Genomic DNA, 18,004 nt, shown 5'->3' with positions numbered 1-18,004 from the left:
CGGAACCTACCACCTCCTGTAGACTACCAACGGCACCACCAGTTCCTGATAAGAAAGACTCCCGTGCCTTCCAGACAAGCTCTCTTCCTTTCCTGTGTATCTGTAATTGAAAGAAAAAGTCTCCCTTGTTATCAGAACAGCGTCTCCCACTCTGCTGAAAAATTCTGGATGCTTTCTTCCAGTTCCAAAAAGCTGGACGACGTCTTTCGTGTCAAGAAAAACGGCAAAATCTCCGTATTTCTCCTTAAGATATTCTATCAAAGCTCTCTTTTTTTTCGTATAAAGAAACATCATTCTCTGTTCTCCAGCGGGGGGTCTGTCGAGAAACCTCATAACTTCAGAAGAAAAATTCCACCATATTTCGTTGTCTTGAGGTGTCGAAATCTGTCCGTGGTCACTCACGAGGAAAAAGAGCGTATCCTGCTTCAACCTGCGGAGAAGTTCGGACTTCAAGATCCTGTAAATCCATCTTAGCTCTCTGATGTACTCTCTTCCAACACCGTTTTTGTGCGCTATCGAATCCAACGTTGGCCAGTAGATGAAAACCAGCGTTCTGTCGTGTTTTTCAAGCACTTCAAGAGTTCTTTCGATCATATCCCCAAAACTCGAAAAACCGATCTGCTCCGATCCCTGGGACATTATTCTGGAAAAACCCGTTCCCAGAAGATACCTTGGAATAAGAAAGAAGCTCTTCACTTTGCTCTGAAGTCTCTGAAAGATAGTGGTGAACTTGAAATCGTGAAACCTGAGCACGCTGTCTCTGGGAAGGCCCGGAGGAGACATCTCTATCATGTTCACAAGGCTTCCCACTTCTCTGAGATAAAGAATGTAACCTAAAAAACCGTGTTCTAGCGGTGTGAGAGCAGAGTAGAGACTGGGAAGAGCAGCAGCGGTGGTGGTTGGGAAAACAGCCGAACAGGGAAAAACCTGAACATCGTCATCATGAATCGTGTCCGAAAAGATCTCAAAACTGAGGCCGTCTATTACCATAACGATCACTTTTCTCACGTTTTCAAGAACTCGCTTGGGGAACCTGAAAGGCCTATGTAGTGGTTTTTCGTCGAACAACTCGAGAATCGAATTTGAAAAATTGACGATAGAGTTTTTGTAATCCGGCCAGAAAAGACCTTCATCCAGTTTTTTGAGCTCCATTCCGTTCCTCTTTCCTCCCTTTCGTGTGGTAAGATTTGAAACGGAAGCAACGGACAACGGGGCTGATACCGTGTTGAGGGTCCTCATCAGAAAGGATATTGTCAACACCTTCAAAGATATGATATCAGAGATATCCCACGATGTGATCTGGGACCTGTACGAAGGAGAAGACTACAGAGACAAGATCCTTGCCGAAAAGTGGGATGTAGTTTTCGGTGAAAAAATTCTGGAAATGGAAGACACCCTTTTTGTCCAGTCTTTGAGGGAGCTGGAACTTGCCTTGAAGTACGCGGCTGCCAGAAAGGATCTTGAAACCATCAAGGCAAGATTCAACCTTTTACTCTACACCCCAGAACTTCAGGGAGCCAAGATAAAGGAAATTCTGTTCCAAGTTTTGAAATTTTACAATTCTTTTTCAATTTTTGCGCTGGTTTCAGAGAAAGGGGTTCACAGACACGCGTATGTGGATTTTGTAACGGGTGGAAATTACCTTTCCCTCATCTACCACGAAGATCTTCCGCTGAACATAAATTCGCACACTGTTTTCATCGACGATGTGCCTCCAGATTTCTCGCCTGCTGGCCTTGGTGGTAGAAAGATAATACTGGGAATGGACAGCACACCGAAAAACAACATCCCCTTCGTCGAAATACCGCCTTTGAGAGAAAGAAAGATGGATATACCCTACATGCTTGACGGGGTCATAAAGTCTCTTCAGTTCCAGGGAAAAACAGTGAAAATCGATGACGATCTGACAAAGCTCCTGATAGAGTACCACTGGCCGGGAAACACGCAGGAATTTCTCGAGAAAGTCTACGAAATAATTACTCTGGAGAATCCCGTTGATCAGGCGATGAAAATCGCCAGTGGAATCGATGAGATAAAAGGCTTGAACCTGAAAGAATTCGTTGACTCTCTGGTTGAATTCGTGGAAAAGAAGGTCATAAAGAAAGCCCTCGAGGAAAACGAGGGCAATCGAAAAAAAGTATGTGAAGTCCTGAATATGAACTACAAGACCCTGTCTTACAAAATGAAGAAATACGGTTTAACTTGATCGACGAGCGAAATAGACCAGCTCGGCCTCTATGAACATATCTATGTCTCCATCCATAACGGCGTCAACGTTCGCAGTTTCCACTCCGGTTCTGTGATCTTTAACCATCGTGTACGGGTGGAAAATATAAGATCTTATCTGGTTTCCCCAGGAAATGTCCTTGAGTTCTCCCTGAATCTCTTGTATTTCCCTTCGCTTCTTTTCCATCTCGAGTTGGTAGAGTTTCGCTTTGAGTATCTTCAGCGCGGTTTGTTTGTTCTGGTGCTGCGATCTTTCGTTTTGACAGGAGACCACGATCCCGGTCGGTAGATGCGTGATTCTCACGGCAGATTCGGTTTTGTTGACGTATTGTCCGCCGTGTCCAGAAGCTCTGAAAGTTTCTATCTTCAAATCTTCCGGTCTGATCTCTATATCCACGTCGTCATCTATCTCCGGAATCACATTCACAGAAGCGAAAGAAGTGTGTCTTCTTCTGGCCGCGTCGAAGGGTGAGATCCTGACCAGTCTGTGAACACCGGATTCGTGTTTCAAGTAACCGTAAGCGTATTCACCTTTTATGAGAATCGTGGCATCCTTGATACCGGCCTCTTCTCCCGGTTGGAACTCCACAATCTCAACATCGAAACCTTTTCTCTCTGCCCACCTCATGTACATTCTGAGAAGCATCTGCGCCCAGTCTTGAGACTCGGTACCACCCGCACCTGGATGGACCGACAGATAAGCGTTGTTCGGATCGTATTTTCCGTTCAGAATGATCTCAAGTTCCAGTTTTTTGACGGCACCTTCCAGCTCCTGAACTATTTCTTCCACGTGCTGAGCCATCTCCTGATCCTCGTCGGAAAGTTCTATGGCAACTTCCAGATCTTCGAACAGAGATCTCACTCTCTTCAAATCTTCAGAGATGTTCTTCAACCTCTTCAGTTTCTGGGTGTACTCACGCGCCTTTTTTTGATCATCCCATACCGATGGATCTGTGAGTTTTTTCTCTACCTCTTCGAGTTCCTTGTTGATTTCATCCTCGTTGACCACCGAAAGAACATCCTTGTATTTCTTTTCAAGTTCTTCTATCTTGGTTTTGGTTTCGAAACTGATCATACCCATCACCTCTTCACTCTTATTCTACCAAAGCTGTGCAGTCCATCTTTTTTCTTTTTCTTTTCTGTGGCTCTTCTCATCGCTCTGTTCACAAGATTGAATTCTTCATGCACGAGTCTTATTTTACCAAGTTCTTCTTTGGCCTCTTTTTCATCCTTTTCCGAGACTTTAACAACTCTGAGGACGTAGTTGGCTATCGTATCGTTTATTCTCCTCATCATTTCATCGAACATGTAGTACGTTTCCTTTTTGAATTCAACGATAGGATCTTTCTGACCGTAAGACCTCAGCTGAACGGCTTCCTTAACGTGCTCTACCTCTTCCAGGTATCTTCTCCAGTGATCGTCTATTATTCTGAGCATCAGGAATCTGATCACTTTCCTGTAATCCTCGCCTATTTCCTGCTTCTTTCTCTGATATTCCTCCCAAAGTCTGTTGAACAGGTAATCGTGAAGTTCTTCAGAAGAACTGAATTGCTTTTCGTCCAGGTCGAACAAACCAGCCGGGAAGAAAGAAAGAGAATTCTTGAGGCTTTCGATATCCCAATTTTTCCCGGAACAGAACTCCTCAACCCTTGTGCTGACAACATCTTCGAAGATATCCTTCAGATATTCGTCGTAGTCTTTTTCGAGAAGGATCTGATCGCGAAGCGAGTACACTGCTCTTCTTTGTTTGTCGAGGACATCATCCATTTCCATCAAGGTTTTTCTTATCGAGAAGTTGATACCCTCAACCTTCTTCTGAATGTTTTCGATGAGCTTTGAAAGCATCGGATGCTGTATAGGCTGTCCTTCCTCTATTTTGAGTATGTTCATCACTTTTCCAATCTGTTCACTACCGAAGATTCTCAGAAGATCGTCTTCGAGAGAGAGGAAGAAGATGGACTCTCCCGGATCTCCTTGCCTACCGGCACGTCCTCTCAGCTGATTATCGATTCTTCTGCTCTCGTGTCTTTCCGTTCCTATGATGCACAGTCCTCCAAGTTCCGCCACTCCTGGTCCGAGTTTTATATCTGTTCCTCTCCCAGCCATGTTGGTGGCGATCGTCACCATGCCTTTTTGCCCGGCTTTGGCGACGATCTCAGCTTCTTTTTCATGGTATTTCGCGTTCAAAACTTGATGGGGGATACCTTTCTTTTTCAGCATGGAACTGAGAAGTTCGCTCTTTTCGATGGAGGTTGTTCCGACAAGAACTGGCTGACCTTTTTTATAGCGCTTTTCGATTTCTTCCACGATCTTTTCGTACTTTTCTTTCTGAGTCCTGAAGACCAGATCATCGTGGTCCTTTCTTATCATGGGCTTGTGAGTGGGAATAACCACCACTTCCATACCGTAAACCTGTACGAATTCGCTTTCCTCTGTTTTGGCTGTTCCCGTCATACCGGCGAGCTTTTCGTACATTCTGAAGTAATTCTGAAAGGTAATCGTCGCGTAGGTGATGGATTCTTCCTTTATGGGTACTCCTTCTTTGGCTTCGATAGCCTGGTGGAGCCCTCCACTGTAGCGTCTGCCAGGCAGCAGTCTTCCCGTGAACTCGTCAACGATAATAACTTCACCGTTCATGACGACGTAATCGACATCCTTCTTGAACAGGTGCAGCGCTTTCAAGGCATTTATGAGATGGTAGAGAAGAGACACGTTTCCCGGATCGTAAAGGTTTTCGACACCGATGATCTTCTCCGCTTTCGCCACACCCTCTTCGGTGAGAATGATGGTCCTCGCTTTTTCATCTACCGTGAAGTCCTTATCTTTAACAAACTTCTTAGCGATCTGAGCGAATCTCCTGTACACAGAAGGACTCTCTTTGGAGGGACCGGAGATGATCAGTGGGGTCCTTGCTTCGTCTATGAGTACGCTGTCGGCTTCGTCCACAATGGCGTAGAAGTGGCCTCTCTGCACCTTATCGTTGTAATCGAGAACGAGGTTATCCCTCAGGTAATCGAAGCCGAATTCGTTGTTCGTGCCGTAGGTAACGTCACACAGATAGGCTTCCTTCCTGGTTATCTCTTTGAGTTCCACCTGGAAAGCCTCAACGGCTTCTTTGTTCATAGATTCCTCTTTCAAAACTTCTCCGTTGAACCCATCAGGCCAGACACTCCAGTTTTCCTCTATTGCTTTTCTGGCGAGATCAGGGTTTTTCCACACCACCTCGTACGACTTTCCCAGAGAATTTATCACACCCACTCTCAAACCGAGAAAGAGATACACGGGTCCCATCCAGAGCGCATCTCTTCTGGCCAGATAGTCGTTGACCGTGACCAGATGAACACCCTTTCCGATGAGAGCGTTCAGATAAATCGGCATGGTGGCGGCGAGGGTTTTTCCTTCACCGGTCTTCATCTCGGCCACTTTTCCTTCATGGAGCGCTATACCACCCATCACCTGGACATCGAAAGGCCTCATTCCGAGCGTTCTTCGTGCTGCTTCTCTAACCAGGGCGAACGCTTCAAAAAGGTGTTCATCGGCGTCCTCAAAGGAATTCACTTTTTCCTTCAGCACCATGGAAAGTCTTATCAGCTCGCTGTTTTTCTTCGAGCGTAGATCGGACTCTATTTGGTTTATTTTTGAGACCATCTTCGCGTATTTTTTCAAAATGCGCTTGTTCTTATCGAAGAGTATCATTTCACATTACCTCCAATCTGTATTTTATGAGACCATCCTCCTCATAGCCTATCAGGAGAAGGCTCGATCTTGGAGAAAATCCGAGGAGCTTGTCGAAAAGCGTGTAAAGGTCAACGAACACCTCGAGAAAAACGCTTTTAGGAACTTCTTTTTCCAGAAAGACGAAACTCGGATGATTTTCGAGTCTTTTTCTGTTCAAAGTCTGCAGAAATCCCACTTTCTTCATGGATGAAACAACGATTTTCCCGTTGTAATTGAAAAAGTGAAGAAGCAAACCTCCCACATCGAGCTGCAGTTCTTCTCCCACAAATTTCGCACCACGGCTGACGAGATCGGACGTCACCTCATCCAGCGTTTTATTCTCCATCAGGAAAGCGAACCGTGGTGTTCCGTACAGAGAAACCAGAAACATAGAGCTCCCCTCAGAAGAAATCGTGTTGAAAAACTTCTCCACATCGCTTCCTCTGAACATATTCATGAAAAACCACCTAAGGATCTCAGGATCGCTTGTGAATGCAAAAAGATCTCCCAGATACGGCAGTTTACCGATATCTTCTCTGGCTGATACCCTGAATGGACTGGCCTTCTGCGTGATCTCAACGGTGAGGTGAGATTCTTTCACTTGTCCCACGATTTCGACTTCACCTTCTCTCCCAAACACGCTCATTTTCTTGATACGGGCAAAGAACGGTTTATCAGTCGTGTCTTCACTCTCTCCTATCTTTTCGAACACGGTCTCTGTCGAGGAGATCAAGACGTAGTTTCCTGAAATTTTCGAGAAAAGAGGTGTGGTGTTTCCCAGAACATAGAGATCGTCTCTTTTGATGAAAGTGCGGTCCTTCACCTTTGCAAAATCCTCAATGAACCTCTCTGGAGCCGGTGTCTTGAAGGCTATGAATCCATTTATCTTCTCTGATAAGGAGAGAATCTCGTTGATATCCAAGGTGAAGAGGTTCGAAATATCTCCCTTTCCGCAGATCACTATCTCGCTTGAGATACCCTGAAAGAACTCTTCGGGATCGTTCAATCGACTTTCCACCCATTCCACAACCGTTTCCTCGTAACCGACACCCTCCAAGAACAAAAATTCAAAAAGTGGCAGTTTCTTCAAAGCGGAGTAGAGCTCTCCGGTATTCTTTAGATGAATAAAGTAATCGTAGTTCTGCAGAACAGGTACTGAAAAAGACAGAGAAGCCATTAAAAGCAAAAAAAACACTGTTTTCTTCATCTTTCCCTCTCCCCAAAAAACCTCCAGGCTTCTTCCACGATTTTTCTCAGGTCTATTTCAGCGTTCTCTCCTTCCTTTTTGACCCAGAAAAAGTACTCTATGTTCCCTTCCGTTCCTTTGATTTTTGAAAAACAGCATCCTTTCACAACAAAACCGTTCTCGATCAGGCTCTTTCGTATTTCCTCCAGCACTTCAAGGTGAACACCTGGATCCTTTACGATACCCTTTTTTACGAATTTTCTTGGAGCTTCAAACTGAGGCTTCACGAGCAAAACAGCATCACCGATGTTCTTCAGTATCCTGGAAATGGCAGGGATGATCTTTTTCAAAGAGATGAAAGACACATCGCAGGTTACAACATCCACTTTCTCTCCCAGATCATCAGGATTTAAATAACGAGCATTCACCTTTTCCATCACAACAACCCGAGGATCGTTTCTCAATTTCCAATGAAGCTGGCCGTACCCCACATCCACAGCGTACACTTTCTTCGCTCCACGCTGGAGAAGAAAATCCGTGAATCCCCCCGTGGACGCTCCTATGTCGCACGCGACTTTCCCTGAAACGTCTATTTTGAAGCTCTCGAAGGCAGACTCGAGTTTGTACCCTCCTCTGCTCACATACTTTGGCTCCTCCAGGAGTTCGACATTGGCATCTTCTGGAACGAGTTTACTGGCCTTTGTAACCCTTTCTCCGTTCACGAGAACCTTCCCCGCCAGTATCAACACCTTCGCTTTTTCCCTGCTCTCCACGAGTCCTCTTTCCAGAACAAGCTGGTCTAATCTCTTCTTATCAGCCACAATTCATCCCCTGCCTTTATCACCGTTCCCCAGTCAAAAAGACGCACTTTCTCAACTTCTTCGAACTCCTTTTTCTCCGTACCAAACATCACAACTCGCTTTCCCGAAACGAAGAGAGGCATCCCAAAGTTTCTGATGAAGAACCCTTCCATATCCTCTCCATCTACCTTTCCATCTTTGTAAACGAGCAGTCTACCCTTCCACACAGCGAAATCATCTGCTTCCATTCTTTCGATCGTCTCTCCGTCCTGTGCGTTCAAAACGAGTACTTCGTCTCCAGCACCCAGAAAAACGCGATCCTTAGAAGAGTCCAGCCCCCAGGCTCCTTCGAATTTCTTCTCCCAGAGAAGCTGTCTTGTTTTGAGATTGTAACTTCTCAAGAAACCGCACACATCGAGCACGTAGAAAATATCACCCTGAAAGGAAAACTCCACCGGTGCATTTGAAACTTTCCACGACCATTTTCCTTTTATATCCACAAGGAAACCCGATGCCGTTAAAACAAAATTGTTCCACCTGAACAGAATTGTATCATCGATCTCTTTACTTCCCATCCTGTGTCTGGTGATCACTATTCCATCAACCACATCAACGGGTTCTTCGATCTTTAGGATTTTTTCTTCCATCATAAGAAATCCATCGCGATAGATGCACTCTTTTTCTCCGTCCAAAAAGACCATATCGATATTCCTGTAGAGCCCTGGGACGTCTTCTATGAAAATGTCCCTTCCTGCGTATATCATCTTCCCACCAATCTGGTAAAACTCTTCGTCAACCACCTTTCTGTAGTTTCCTATTTCCAGAGTATGTTTCTCTTTCCACTGAGGAATTATCACAACGGGAGCTTTTCTTCCCGCAAAAGTCGCAGTCGGTTGAAGGCTCCTTTCAAACTTTCCATCTCTGTAAACGACGAGGAAAAACTCATCGGGAAGCTGAGAATCTGGAAAGATTCCCCTAACAGCTCTTCTGAAGTGTTCCGGGAAGGAGTCTTTTGTTGAGAGATTTTCAAAGTTATCCACGGACTTTTCTTCGAATATCAACTGAAAGGCAACGTAATTTTCCTTAGTTCGAATCTTGACAATGAGGGGTGTTCCCGAACCAGTCAGTACTCCTTCTTCAGAGAGAAGATCTCTCACAACGCTTCGTACTCAGAGGGTCCATCGTAAACAAGCGTCACCACAGGAAGCCGTTTCCATTCCTCGATGATCTCGATTTCAGATGACGTCGGAGTCGCATCACCGAGGAAGTAAAGTACTCCGTTTTCCTCAATCCTGTAATTGAAAGCAAGAATCAAAACAGCACTTTGTAAAAGTACAAGCCATGTGCAGGTGCGGTACCAGCCGCCGCGCTCCTGTCGCGTGCTTCGAGCACCTCCTTCATCTTCTCAGGTTCCCACTGCTTCAAACCAACTTTCACAAGAGCGGCAACGATGTTTCGAACCATTCTTCTCAGAAAGGATCTCCCCTCCACTCTTATGAGAACAAGATCGTTTTTTAACCTCAAAATTCTGATTCTGTATATGGTCCGCACAGGATCTCTTTCATCACTCCCCGTCTTGAAAGAGGTGAAGTCGTGGGTACCTTCCAGATACTTCACCGCTTTTCGCATCGCATCGAGATCGAGCTCGTAGGGAAACCACCAGACGTATTTTCTGAGGAAAACGTTCTTCTGCCTCGAAGTCAGAATGAAGTAGTGATAGATTCTCTTTGTCACATCGAAACGGGGATGAAAATTCACAGGAACTTCGAAAACCTCTTTCACATAAACATCATCCGGAAGATTCGCGTTCATGGCGTTTCTTATGTCCTCGGTGGTCATTCGATCGTTCGGACAGTTGAAAGCGATGAGCTGACCGTTCGCATGAACACCGGTGTCCGTTCTTCCCGCTGCCTGGGTGTAGATTCTCTGTTTGAATATCCTCTCAAGAGCGTCTTCTATAACTCCCTGAACCGTTCTGACATCGGGTTGCCCCTGGTATCCAAAGAAATTACTTCCATCGTACTCGATCACTGCCGCCACGCGCTTCATCTTTTCACCTCGATTCGTGCTATATTTTTACTGTACCAGATCATATTTTAACAGCCGGAGTTGAAATACATGTGGAGGAAAATCGTCTTCTTTTGCATCCTTCTCGCGTCTTACCTATTCTCAGCGCAACTCATGGTCGTCCAGGGAAACCTCGCCTCCCTCGTGGAAGTGGAAGGAGATTACTTGAAGAAGAACCTGGAGATCGTCTTTCCATTCTCTCCTCTCGATGGAGTCGTGGTTTCGGATACGGCATATTTTGCGACCGGAAACGCTCTCCTGGAGTACAATCTGAAGAGCAAAGAAATCATCCGATCGCTGAAAATACCGGCAAAGAAATTGAAGTGGAACGATGAACGTTTGGTGGTAATCTGCGAAAAAGAGGTTCTACTTCTGGATCCCGTTTCTTTCAAATACAGCAAGATCAGTTTTCAACAATCCGTTTCTGACGTCGATTTCTACGAAGGCTACCTGCTGGTGAGTCATGGAAAATACGTTTCTCTCACGAAGAACAGTGAAGAGATCTGGAAGATAGAGGCCGAGGCAGAGATAAACAAGATTTCTGTAAACAAAGAGAAAAAAGCGTTCGCCGCTTTAACTTCCGATGGAACGATTTTTCTGGTGGATTTGGAAAACGTTTTGGCACCGAAGGTCGTTTTCTTCTCGAAATTTGAAGAAGCAGAAGACTTAGAATGGATCGAAGACTTTCTGATCGTCTTTTTCAGAAACAAAGTGATCACCATGAACGCGGCAAAATTGACGTCTCCCAGAGCGTTCAAGGAGTACATCGCAAGTGGAAACACCACATCGGTTGTAAAACTCCAGGATTCAATCCTCTTCACAAAAGGTAACGACCTCTACAGAGTGGGAGTCTTCTCTCTGAAGAAGATCGGAACAGCTCAAAGGGTTTTTCCGGTTCTTGCTCAGGGTGAGATGTACACACCGGGAGATTTGATCTGGCAGCTGAATCTGGAAGCCGAGGTGAGATCTTCACCCGTCATTTTTGAAAATCTGCTGGTTGTGGCGGATGTAGAAGGAATCGTTCACGCTATCTCGATGAGCGGTGGAAAACTCTGGAGTTACAGAACAGGTTTCGTCATAACGGCACCACCCCGCGTTTTCATGGAAAGGATCTACGTAACGAGCTGGGACAACTTCCTCTACGCCATATCTCAAAACGGTCAGCTGGTGTGGAAAATCGATCTTGAGGCTGATGTTTCAAAGCCTTTTGAAGTGAATTCCTACGGTATTTACCTTGCCACCGACAGCGGCGAAGTGTACTTCATCGATCACGATTCTTCCATCGTGTGGCGATTCAAAGACGAAGAGTGGATTTCAACCGGTGTAACGGTCGATGAAAACGGAGTCGTCTATTTTGGAACTTCGAGAAGTCTGTACTCTCTCTATTCAAATGGTTCCTTGAGATGGAAAACCCGCACAGGATATCTTCTAACGATGAAACCGATAATCATCGACAGATATGTGATCACTGGAAGTAACTCAGGCTGGTTGTTGTGCGTTAACAGAACAAACGGTAACGTGGTCTGGAAAAAGAAACTTCCTCTCTCGTTGAATTCACAACTTTCAGCTTTCGGAGATACCGTTTTCGTGAACGCGGAAGATGGAATCTACTCGATCGACCTTTCCGGTAATGTGAAAAGAATCATTTCAGCTTCCACTCCTTCTCCGGTGGCTGTTTCAAAGGAAGGATACGTATACTTCGTGTCTGAGGGCGTTCTTTACTCCTTCACGCTCGATGGAAAGAGAAGATGGGAAAGAAAGGTCGGGGAGAGTACCGTAGAACCCGTTGTTGGTGAAGAACGTGTAGTGGTTGTCACCAGAAGTGGAAATCTCTACTGTTTCTTCGATTCTGTTCATCCTTAGTATTTCTGAATAGGACCGAATCTTTCAAAGGGCCAGATCCTCAAAATTGGCCATCCTATGATGTGGTCCTTAGGGACAAAACCGAAATATCTGCAGTCAAGACTTTCCTTTGTGTTGTCCCCCATCAGGAAGTAAAATCCTTCCGGCACCCTTATTCTGATCGTACCATCATCTGTTTTTCCGACGTACTTCTTGAGATCGAGTTTGGAGTAATATTCCTCGTAAAACTCATGGTAGATCATTCCTGGGATGTAATAGGATTTCGTTTTCTCGTCGTAGTAAACCATGGATGGATCGAAATAGTTCAACAAACCGGGGAGGAAAGCTTCTCCGTAGCTGAGACCTTCCTCCCCGATGAGGGAGAAAACAAGAACTGCCGCTGTTCTGCCATAATTCTTTGCGATATCGTATATGAAATCTCTGTACGCTTGTTTGTCTTTTCTCAGCTTGCTCGCTGTGTACAGCCATTCGTAAAAATCTTCGTATTTGAAAATCCCTTCCGGCTCGTAGTACCTGTCTTTCAAAACTTCCGGAACCTCACCGTTCACGTAGAGTTTTCCGTCCTTTATTTCGAGGACATCTCCACCCTTTCCAACGAGGCGCTTCACGTACTTTACATGACCCCTGAACTTACTGGGAGAAAAGAGATCCATGAATTTATCGAAAAGTCGGAGCATGTGGCTTGCTCTCTCATCCACGAACGGTGACCAGAAAACCACGATTTCTCCTATCTGCGGTTCACGTACAGTGTACGTGATCTTTTCGACGAAGAGCCGATCCCCAATCTGTATCGTTGGGATCATCGATCCAGTCGGAACCAGCATGGTCTCGAATATGTAGAGTCTCACGATCGTCGCTGCAACCAGTGCATAAAGGAGTGCCTTGATCCATTCCACGGATTCTTTTTTCAAGTTCATCAATCTCTGCGCTCCTTGATCCTGATCTTACCTCTCACGTTCCTGAGGTAGTAGAGCTTGGCTCTCCTCACCTTACCCTTTCTCACAACTTCGATCTTCTCAACAACTGGGGAGTGGACGGGGAAGATCCTTTCGACTCCAACACCGTGGCTGCCTATTCTTCTCACTGTGAACGTTTTGTTTATTCCAGAACCTCTCTTTGCGATGACGATTCCTTCAAACACCTGTGTTCTTTCTCTGTCACCTTCTATAACTTTCACGTGCACCCTCACGGTGTCTCCTGGTCTGAAATCGGGAATCTCCTTTTTTTCATATTTCTTTTCGATGATTTTCACAAGATGATCCATCTTCAATCCCTCCTCGCGTAATTTTCTCCTATCAACCGATCGATGATGATGGCAGCAGCCGCTCTCACGGAAAGATGGTTGAAATCAGACTGCGCCCTTATGGGCTCCAGTACGTAATCGGATATCTCGAGAATTTCATCGGGAAGACCCCAGCCTGTACCGAGAAGTATGAGAACAGGTTTTTCGGTTTCTATGATTATTCTTCTTCCCTCTTCGAAAGAAATGTCATTTTCGCGTTTTTTCGCAGAGGTGAAGAAGATCAAAGGTCTTTCTCCTTCGACACTTTCTATGTCTTCCAGCACATCCTCCAGATAGGATTTGAGCTTCACGAGCTTGAGAGATTCCGCTCTGGAAGGATTGTACCGGCTTCCAAAACCTTCTCTCCAGAATTTTAACATCTTGCTTACCATATCCTGCTGCGCTCTGAGGTTAGTCACAATGTAGTATCCCTTGAGGTTGTACGTTCTCGCAGTCCTTGCTATATCGTGGACATCGAGGTTTGTCACGGCCGTTGATATGATGCTGCCGTCTTTTCCTTTTATAGGGTAATGAATCAGGGCCACGTACACCTTCTCTAACATTTTTCCATCAACTCCCTGAACAACTCTATTATAGCCAATTTGTCCATTTCGTCCAGTTCCTTCGCTAAGAAAAGATCTGGCCTCTTTGCCAGTGTTTTCTTTATGCTCTCCTTTCTTCTCCAGAGCTCCACCTTTTCGTGGTCTCCAGAGAGGAGAACATCTGGAACTTTCATACCCTTGTACTCATACGGCCTTGTGTAAACGGGATGATCGAGTAGTCCCTGATGAAACGATTCTCTTTCTACGGATTCTCTCTCGACAACACCCGGTACAAGCCTCACAACAGCGTCAGTTATGACCATGGCGGGGAGCTCTCCACCCGTGAGTATGTAGTCTCCTATGGATATTTCATCGTCAACGATGCTCATCACTCTTTCATCTATTCCCTCGTACCTTCCACAGAATATAACGATGTCGTCCTTCTTTGAAAGTTCTTCTGCTATCTTGTAGTTGAAAATTCTCCCCTGCGGACTTGTGAGAATAACGTAAGGTTTTCCATATTTTTCTACGTAACTTTCGTAGAATCTGAAGAAAGGTTCAGGTTTCATCACCATGCCGTATCCGCCGCCGTATTGATAATCGTCAACCGTTCTGTGCCTGTCGGTGGTGTAATCCCTCAAATTCTCCACGTTTATCTCCACGATACCTCTTTCTACCGCCCGAGCTATGACGCCGTACTTCTTTATAACTTCGACCATTTCAGGGAATATAGTCACTATTGTGATTCTCATCAAATCCACTCCATTTCCTTTGCTATGATCTTTTTCGCACCTTTGTCGATTTCAACTATACAGTCCTTCGTCATGGGGATCAGGGTTTCCTTCTTCTTTTTTCTCACCACGAGTACGTCGTTCGAACCGGTTTCTATTATGTCAACTACTTTTCCAACGTTTTCGCCCGACTCGTAGAAAACATCGCAGTCCAGTATTTCGTAAAAGTAGTATTCGTCTTCGCTGAGTTTTGGAAGCTCCTCGTATTTTATGAAGACTTCACAACCTTTGATCCTTTCTGCGGCTTCTATCGTGTCTATCGATTTGAACCTGATGAGAAAGAGCTTGTTCATCCTCCTCACAGACTCAACGGTGAGGTTGTAAAACGCCTTCTTCTCGCTGTTGTAAAGAACCACACTGGAGAGGTTCTTCACGATTTCCTCAGAGTTCGTGTAAGGGAAGAACTTGACCTCTCCCTTGAGGCCGTGTGTGTTGACGATCTTTCCAATCGCCACTCTTTCATTCAACAGGTCTTGAATGGTTCTTATCATACTCTCACCGGACCACCTTGATGGTGATCTCCTTAGAATCTCCCATGAGTGCACTCAGAAGTATCTTCAAAGATTTTATCGTTCTTCCATCTTTTCCTATGACCTGTCCAACATCTTCTTCGTTCACAACGATTTCGTATACTTTCTTTCCTTCTTCGTCGAACTCCATGACCACAACCTCTTCGGGATGCTTCACTATTCCCCGAAGAATCTTCTCGAGGAGCTCCTTCATTCAGCCGTGGCCTCCTCTTTCTTTCCGTATTTTATCTCGTGGACCCTCTTCATAACCCCGAATTTTCTGAAGATATCCCTCACAGTGTCGCTCGGCTGGGCTCCTTTCAGAATCCATTCCACGGCTCTTTCCACATCGATCTTTATTTCCCCTTCTTTCAGAGGGTTGTAGTATCCAAGAGACTCGATGTAAGCACCATCTCTCCTCTTCCTGCTGTCAACAACGACTATTCTGTAGAAAGGCTGGTGTCTCTTTCCCATCCTTGTGAGTCTGATCCTTACCACCGAACACACCTCCTCAGAATCCAAATGGTATTTTGAATCTACCTTTTTTCATCCTCTTCATTAGAGCTTTCATCTGTTCATAGCTTTTGAGAAGTTTGTTCACATCCTGGACGGTAGTTCCACTTCCACGTGCGATTCTCCTTTTTCTACTGGCGTTTATTATACCGGGATTTCTTCTCTCTTCTATGGTCATCGAATTTATGATGGCCTCGATCTTTTTCAGCTCCTTTTCACTCATCTCCACATCGACCTTCGGTGCACCTGGAAGCATCTCAAGAATGGAAGAAAGAGGTCCGAGTTTTTTCATCTCCTGAAGCTGTTCTTTGAAATCTTCCAGGGTGAACTCTGCCTTCAGGAACTTTTCTGCGCTTTTCTTCATCTTTTCCTGATCGAGTTCCTTTTCCACTTTTTCGATCAGTGAAAGAACGTCCCCCATTCCCAGGATTCGGTTTGCGATTCTGTCTGGATGGAACGGCTCCAGACCATCGAGTTTTTCACTCGTTCCAATGAATTTAACGGGTTTCCCAGTCACGTACTTTATGGAGAGAATGACTCCGCCTCTTGCATCTCCGTCCATCTTCGTTACAACGAATCCTGTTAAATCGAGCCTTTCATCAAACACCTTGGCGGTATTGACTGCGTCCTGCCCCATCATCGCGTCAACGACGAGCAGGATCTCATCTGGGTTCAGGATTTTCTTTATCTCTTCCAGCTCTTTCATCATCTCTTCGTCTATGTGAAGTCGACCAGCGGTATCCACTATCAGAACATCTTTTCCTGTACTCTCAGCAACGTCTACAGCTTCTTTCACTATCTCAACGGGTGTTTTGTTGTAATCGTGAACAACGTTTACACCAATCTGATTTCCAAGCTTCACAAGCTGATCAACGGCTGCAGGACGGTACAGATCCGCTGCGACAAGCAAAGGATTCCTTCCCTCTTTTTTGAGGAGCTTTGCGAGTTTTGCACACGTTGTGGTCTTTCCGCTTCCCTGAAGTCCCACCATCATTATGGGAGCTGGTCTGTGGACGAGTCTCAATGGTTCGTTCTTTTCTCCCATGATTCTTACAAGCTCGTCTCTCACTATCTTTATGAACTGCTGGTCCGGTGTGAGACTCCTGAGGACTTCCTCTCCGAGAGCTTTCTGGAGGACGTGGTCCACGAATTCTTTCACAACTTTGTAGTTGACATCAGCTTCGAGCAGGGAAAGTTTCACTTCCCTGATCGCGTCTTTTACATTCTTTTCTGTGATCTTTCCGCGTCCAGACAGATTCTTGAAAACCCTAGACAGCTTCTCCTGAAGATTCTCGAACATCGAAACACCTCCGAAGGACCTTCTCTCATATTAGACGCTTCTCATTAATACCAGGTTTCCAATCATCTAAGGAGTAGCGCACTTAATGTTACAATTTATTTTCAATGAATAGGTGGTTTAACTTAATCCACCTACTAAACTACACATGTTTTTAATAATACTTGATCGTGAAGTCCTCGTATCCTTCAGGCGTAGTTTCTTCCACACTCACGTTCGTCACAACCGCCGCAGGTGGGCCTTTCGCTACCTCATTCAAAAAACGCCGAAGGGCATTTTCATCACCTTCGGCGTGTATGAAAACAGACCCATCATCCATGTTCATCACGTAACCCTTCACACCAAGAGATTTCGCAACTCTTCTTGTGAAATATCGAAAGCCCACTCCTTGAACGATCCCCTCAACTCTTATTTTCAGAGCCTTCATGTTTCCACACCCTTATGAATTCTTCGTCAAAATGCACGTCGAGTTGTGGGAAAGGTATGTAGATTCCCTCTTTTTCCAGATAATCCTTTATTCTGAAAGCCAATCTCTTCACACCTTCGAAGAAGTTATCACGGTTGACCCAGAATCTGATAATGAAGTCTATGGAAGAACTGTTGAACGCGGAGAAAACAATAGCTGGTGCTGGATCTTTTTCAACGGTCTCTTCGTCTTCCAGCGCCTTCTGGAAGATCTCCACCACTTTCCTTAAATCAGCTGAGTAAGGAACTCCCACCACTATTTCCTGTCTTCTAACGTTCGAAGGCCAGAAATGTATTATCTTGTCGTTCCAGACGGCTTTGTTCGGTATCATCACTCTTCGACCATCCCAGGTCCTGATCACGGTATGATTCAAATTCACCACTTCAACGGTTCCGGAGACTCCACCGGCCTCCAGAGCCTCTCCTTCCTTGACAGCCCGAGACACTAGAAGGAACAACCCTGAGAAGAAATTGGCCAGCGGTTCCTGAAGAGCAAGACCTATGACAAGACCTCCGATACCCACTCCAGCGAGAAGTGGTGCAAGACTTAAATCCCAGATGTCGAGAATTATCATCACCGCGATCACAGAGATGATCAATCCCAGGAAGAATCTGATGGTGTTTCTCATTTGAAGTTCTTTTCCGAGCTTTTCCACACTCTTTTCGATGAGCTTGAACAACCATTTGAAAACCAGATAAGAAACAACAACCGTTACCGCCGTGAGGATCAGTTTGGCGAGCAAGTT

20 protein-coding genes are annotated in these 18,004 nt (G+C 45.3%); 2 read left to right on the top strand and 18 right to left on the bottom strand.

All coding sequences use genetic code 11. From position 1 onward, the window contains the following. Window positions 1-6 precede the first annotated feature (6 nt). Entirely contained in the window at window positions 7-1,152 is a 1,146-nt protein-coding gene (locus tag TM_RS08025; RefSeq protein WP_004082008.1) for an alkaline phosphatase family protein, read from the bottom strand. 118 nt (window positions 1,153-1,270) lie between these two features. On the opposite strand from TM_RS08025, the gene TM_RS08020 reads away from it, so the two are divergent. Beyond that, on the top strand, window positions 1,271-2,206 hold the full coding sequence (locus tag TM_RS08020) for a helix-turn-helix domain-containing protein (RefSeq protein ID WP_010865365.1): 936 nt from the start codon (window positions 1,271-1,273) through the stop codon (window positions 2,204-2,206). On the opposite strand, the gene prfB is transcribed toward TM_RS08020, so the two are convergent. From prfB to truA, 7 genes are read right to left on the bottom strand one after another with little or no spacing between them, the layout of a single operon-like run. Beyond that, window positions 2,198-3,301, bottom strand: a complete 1,104-nt coding sequence (prfB, locus tag TM_RS08015) for a peptide chain release factor 2 (protein WP_004082004.1) — start codon at window positions 3,299-3,301, stop codon at window positions 2,198-2,200. The genes TM_RS08020 and prfB overlap by 9 nt on opposite strands. Before the next feature lie 5 nt (window positions 3,302-3,306). Continuing rightward, the gene (secA, locus tag TM_RS08010) at window positions 3,307-5,922 is read right to left on the bottom strand and encodes a preprotein translocase subunit SecA (RefSeq protein WP_004082002.1); all 2,616 of its coding nucleotides are present in this window, start codon (window positions 5,920-5,922) and stop codon (window positions 3,307-3,309) included. Between the two features lies 1 nt (window position 5,923). Next, on the bottom strand, window positions 5,924-7,150 hold the full coding sequence (locus tag TM_RS08005; RefSeq protein ID WP_004082000.1) for a hypothetical protein: 1,227 nt from the start codon (window positions 7,148-7,150) through the stop codon (window positions 5,924-5,926). Continuing rightward, window positions 7,147-7,950, bottom strand: a complete 804-nt coding sequence (locus TM_RS08000; RefSeq protein ID WP_004081998.1) for a TlyA family rRNA (cytidine-2'-O)-methyltransferase — start codon at window positions 7,948-7,950, stop codon at window positions 7,147-7,149. The genes TM_RS08005 and TM_RS08000 overlap by 4 nt, the downstream gene beginning before the upstream one ends. Beyond that, window positions 7,929-9,086 (bottom strand): PQQ-binding-like beta-propeller repeat protein, encoded by a 1,158-nt coding sequence (locus TM_RS07995; protein ID WP_244261685.1) that lies wholly within the window; start codon window positions 9,084-9,086, stop codon window positions 7,929-7,931. Before TM_RS07995 ends, TM_RS08000 begins: the two co-directional genes overlap by 22 nt. Next, complete coding sequence (locus TM_RS09725) at window positions 9,083-9,244, bottom strand: hypothetical protein (RefSeq protein WP_244261684.1); 162 nt, start codon at window positions 9,242-9,244, stop codon at window positions 9,083-9,085. Before TM_RS09725 ends, TM_RS07995 begins: the two co-directional genes overlap by 4 nt. After that, a complete protein-coding gene (gene truA / locus TM_RS07990) occupies window positions 9,241-9,978 on the bottom strand; it encodes a tRNA pseudouridine(38-40) synthase TruA (protein ID WP_004081995.1) in 738 nt (245 codons plus the stop codon). Before truA ends, TM_RS09725 begins: the two co-directional genes overlap by 4 nt. Before the next feature lie 69 nt (window positions 9,979-10,047). On the opposite strand from truA, the gene TM_RS07985 reads away from it, so the two are divergent. Next, on the top strand, window positions 10,048-11,859 hold the full coding sequence (locus TM_RS07985; protein ID WP_004081993.1) for a PQQ-binding-like beta-propeller repeat protein: 1,812 nt from the start codon (window positions 10,048-10,050) through the stop codon (window positions 11,857-11,859). On the opposite strand, the gene lepB is transcribed toward TM_RS07985, so the two are convergent. From lepB to TM_RS07935, 10 genes are all read right to left on the bottom strand, one after another. After that, the gene (gene lepB, locus TM_RS07980; protein WP_004081991.1) at window positions 11,856-12,776 is read right to left on the bottom strand and encodes a signal peptidase I; all 921 of its coding nucleotides are present in this window, start codon (window positions 12,774-12,776) and stop codon (window positions 11,856-11,858) included. The two genes, TM_RS07985 and lepB, sit on opposite strands and share 4 nt — an antisense overlap. Next, on the bottom strand, window positions 12,776-13,123 hold the full coding sequence (gene rplS / locus TM_RS07975; protein WP_004081989.1) for a 50S ribosomal protein L19: 348 nt from the start codon (window positions 13,121-13,123) through the stop codon (window positions 12,776-12,778). Before rplS ends, lepB begins: the two co-directional genes overlap by 1 nt. 2 nt (window positions 13,124-13,125) lie before the next feature. After that, the gene (locus TM_RS07970; protein ID WP_004081987.1) at window positions 13,126-13,704 is read right to left on the bottom strand and encodes an RNA methyltransferase; all 579 of its coding nucleotides are present in this window, start codon (window positions 13,702-13,704) and stop codon (window positions 13,126-13,128) included. After that, window positions 13,698-14,435: a tRNA (guanosine(37)-N1)-methyltransferase TrmD gene (gene trmD, locus TM_RS07965; RefSeq protein ID WP_004081985.1), complete on the bottom strand. Its 738-nt coding sequence runs from the start codon at window positions 14,433-14,435 to the stop codon at window positions 13,698-13,700. Before trmD ends, TM_RS07970 begins: the two co-directional genes overlap by 7 nt. Next, complete coding sequence (rimM, locus tag TM_RS07960) at window positions 14,435-14,965, bottom strand: ribosome maturation factor RimM (RefSeq protein WP_004081983.1); 531 nt, start codon at window positions 14,963-14,965, stop codon at window positions 14,435-14,437. Before rimM ends, trmD begins: the two co-directional genes overlap by 1 nt. Before the next feature lie 4 nt (window positions 14,966-14,969). Beyond that, window positions 14,970-15,197 (bottom strand): KH domain-containing protein, encoded by a 228-nt coding sequence (locus TM_RS07955; RefSeq protein WP_004081981.1) that lies wholly within the window; start codon window positions 15,195-15,197, stop codon window positions 14,970-14,972. Then, complete coding sequence (gene rpsP, locus TM_RS07950) at window positions 15,194-15,481, bottom strand: 30S ribosomal protein S16 (RefSeq protein WP_004081979.1); 288 nt, start codon at window positions 15,479-15,481, stop codon at window positions 15,194-15,196. Before rpsP ends, TM_RS07955 begins: the two co-directional genes overlap by 4 nt. A gap of 13 nt (window positions 15,482-15,494) precedes the next feature. Beyond that, complete coding sequence (gene ffh, locus TM_RS07945; protein WP_004081977.1) at window positions 15,495-16,796, bottom strand: signal recognition particle protein; 1,302 nt, start codon at window positions 16,794-16,796, stop codon at window positions 15,495-15,497. Between the two features lie 151 nt (window positions 16,797-16,947). Then, window positions 16,948-17,220 (bottom strand): acylphosphatase, encoded by a 273-nt coding sequence (locus TM_RS07940; protein ID WP_004081975.1) that lies wholly within the window; start codon window positions 17,218-17,220, stop codon window positions 16,948-16,950. Next, a complete protein-coding gene (locus tag TM_RS07935) occupies window positions 17,195-18,001 on the bottom strand; it encodes a mechanosensitive ion channel family protein (RefSeq protein ID WP_004081973.1) in 807 nt (268 codons plus the stop codon). Before TM_RS07935 ends, TM_RS07940 begins: the two co-directional genes overlap by 26 nt. Between the last annotated feature and the right edge of the window lie 3 nt (window positions 18,002-18,004).

The organism is Thermotoga maritima MSB8, from assembly GCF_000008545.1.
Classification (GTDB): Bacteria; Thermotogota; Thermotogae; order Thermotogales; family Thermotogaceae; genus Thermotoga; species Thermotoga maritima.
This window is presented reverse-complemented; position numbering and strand designations above follow the sequence as displayed.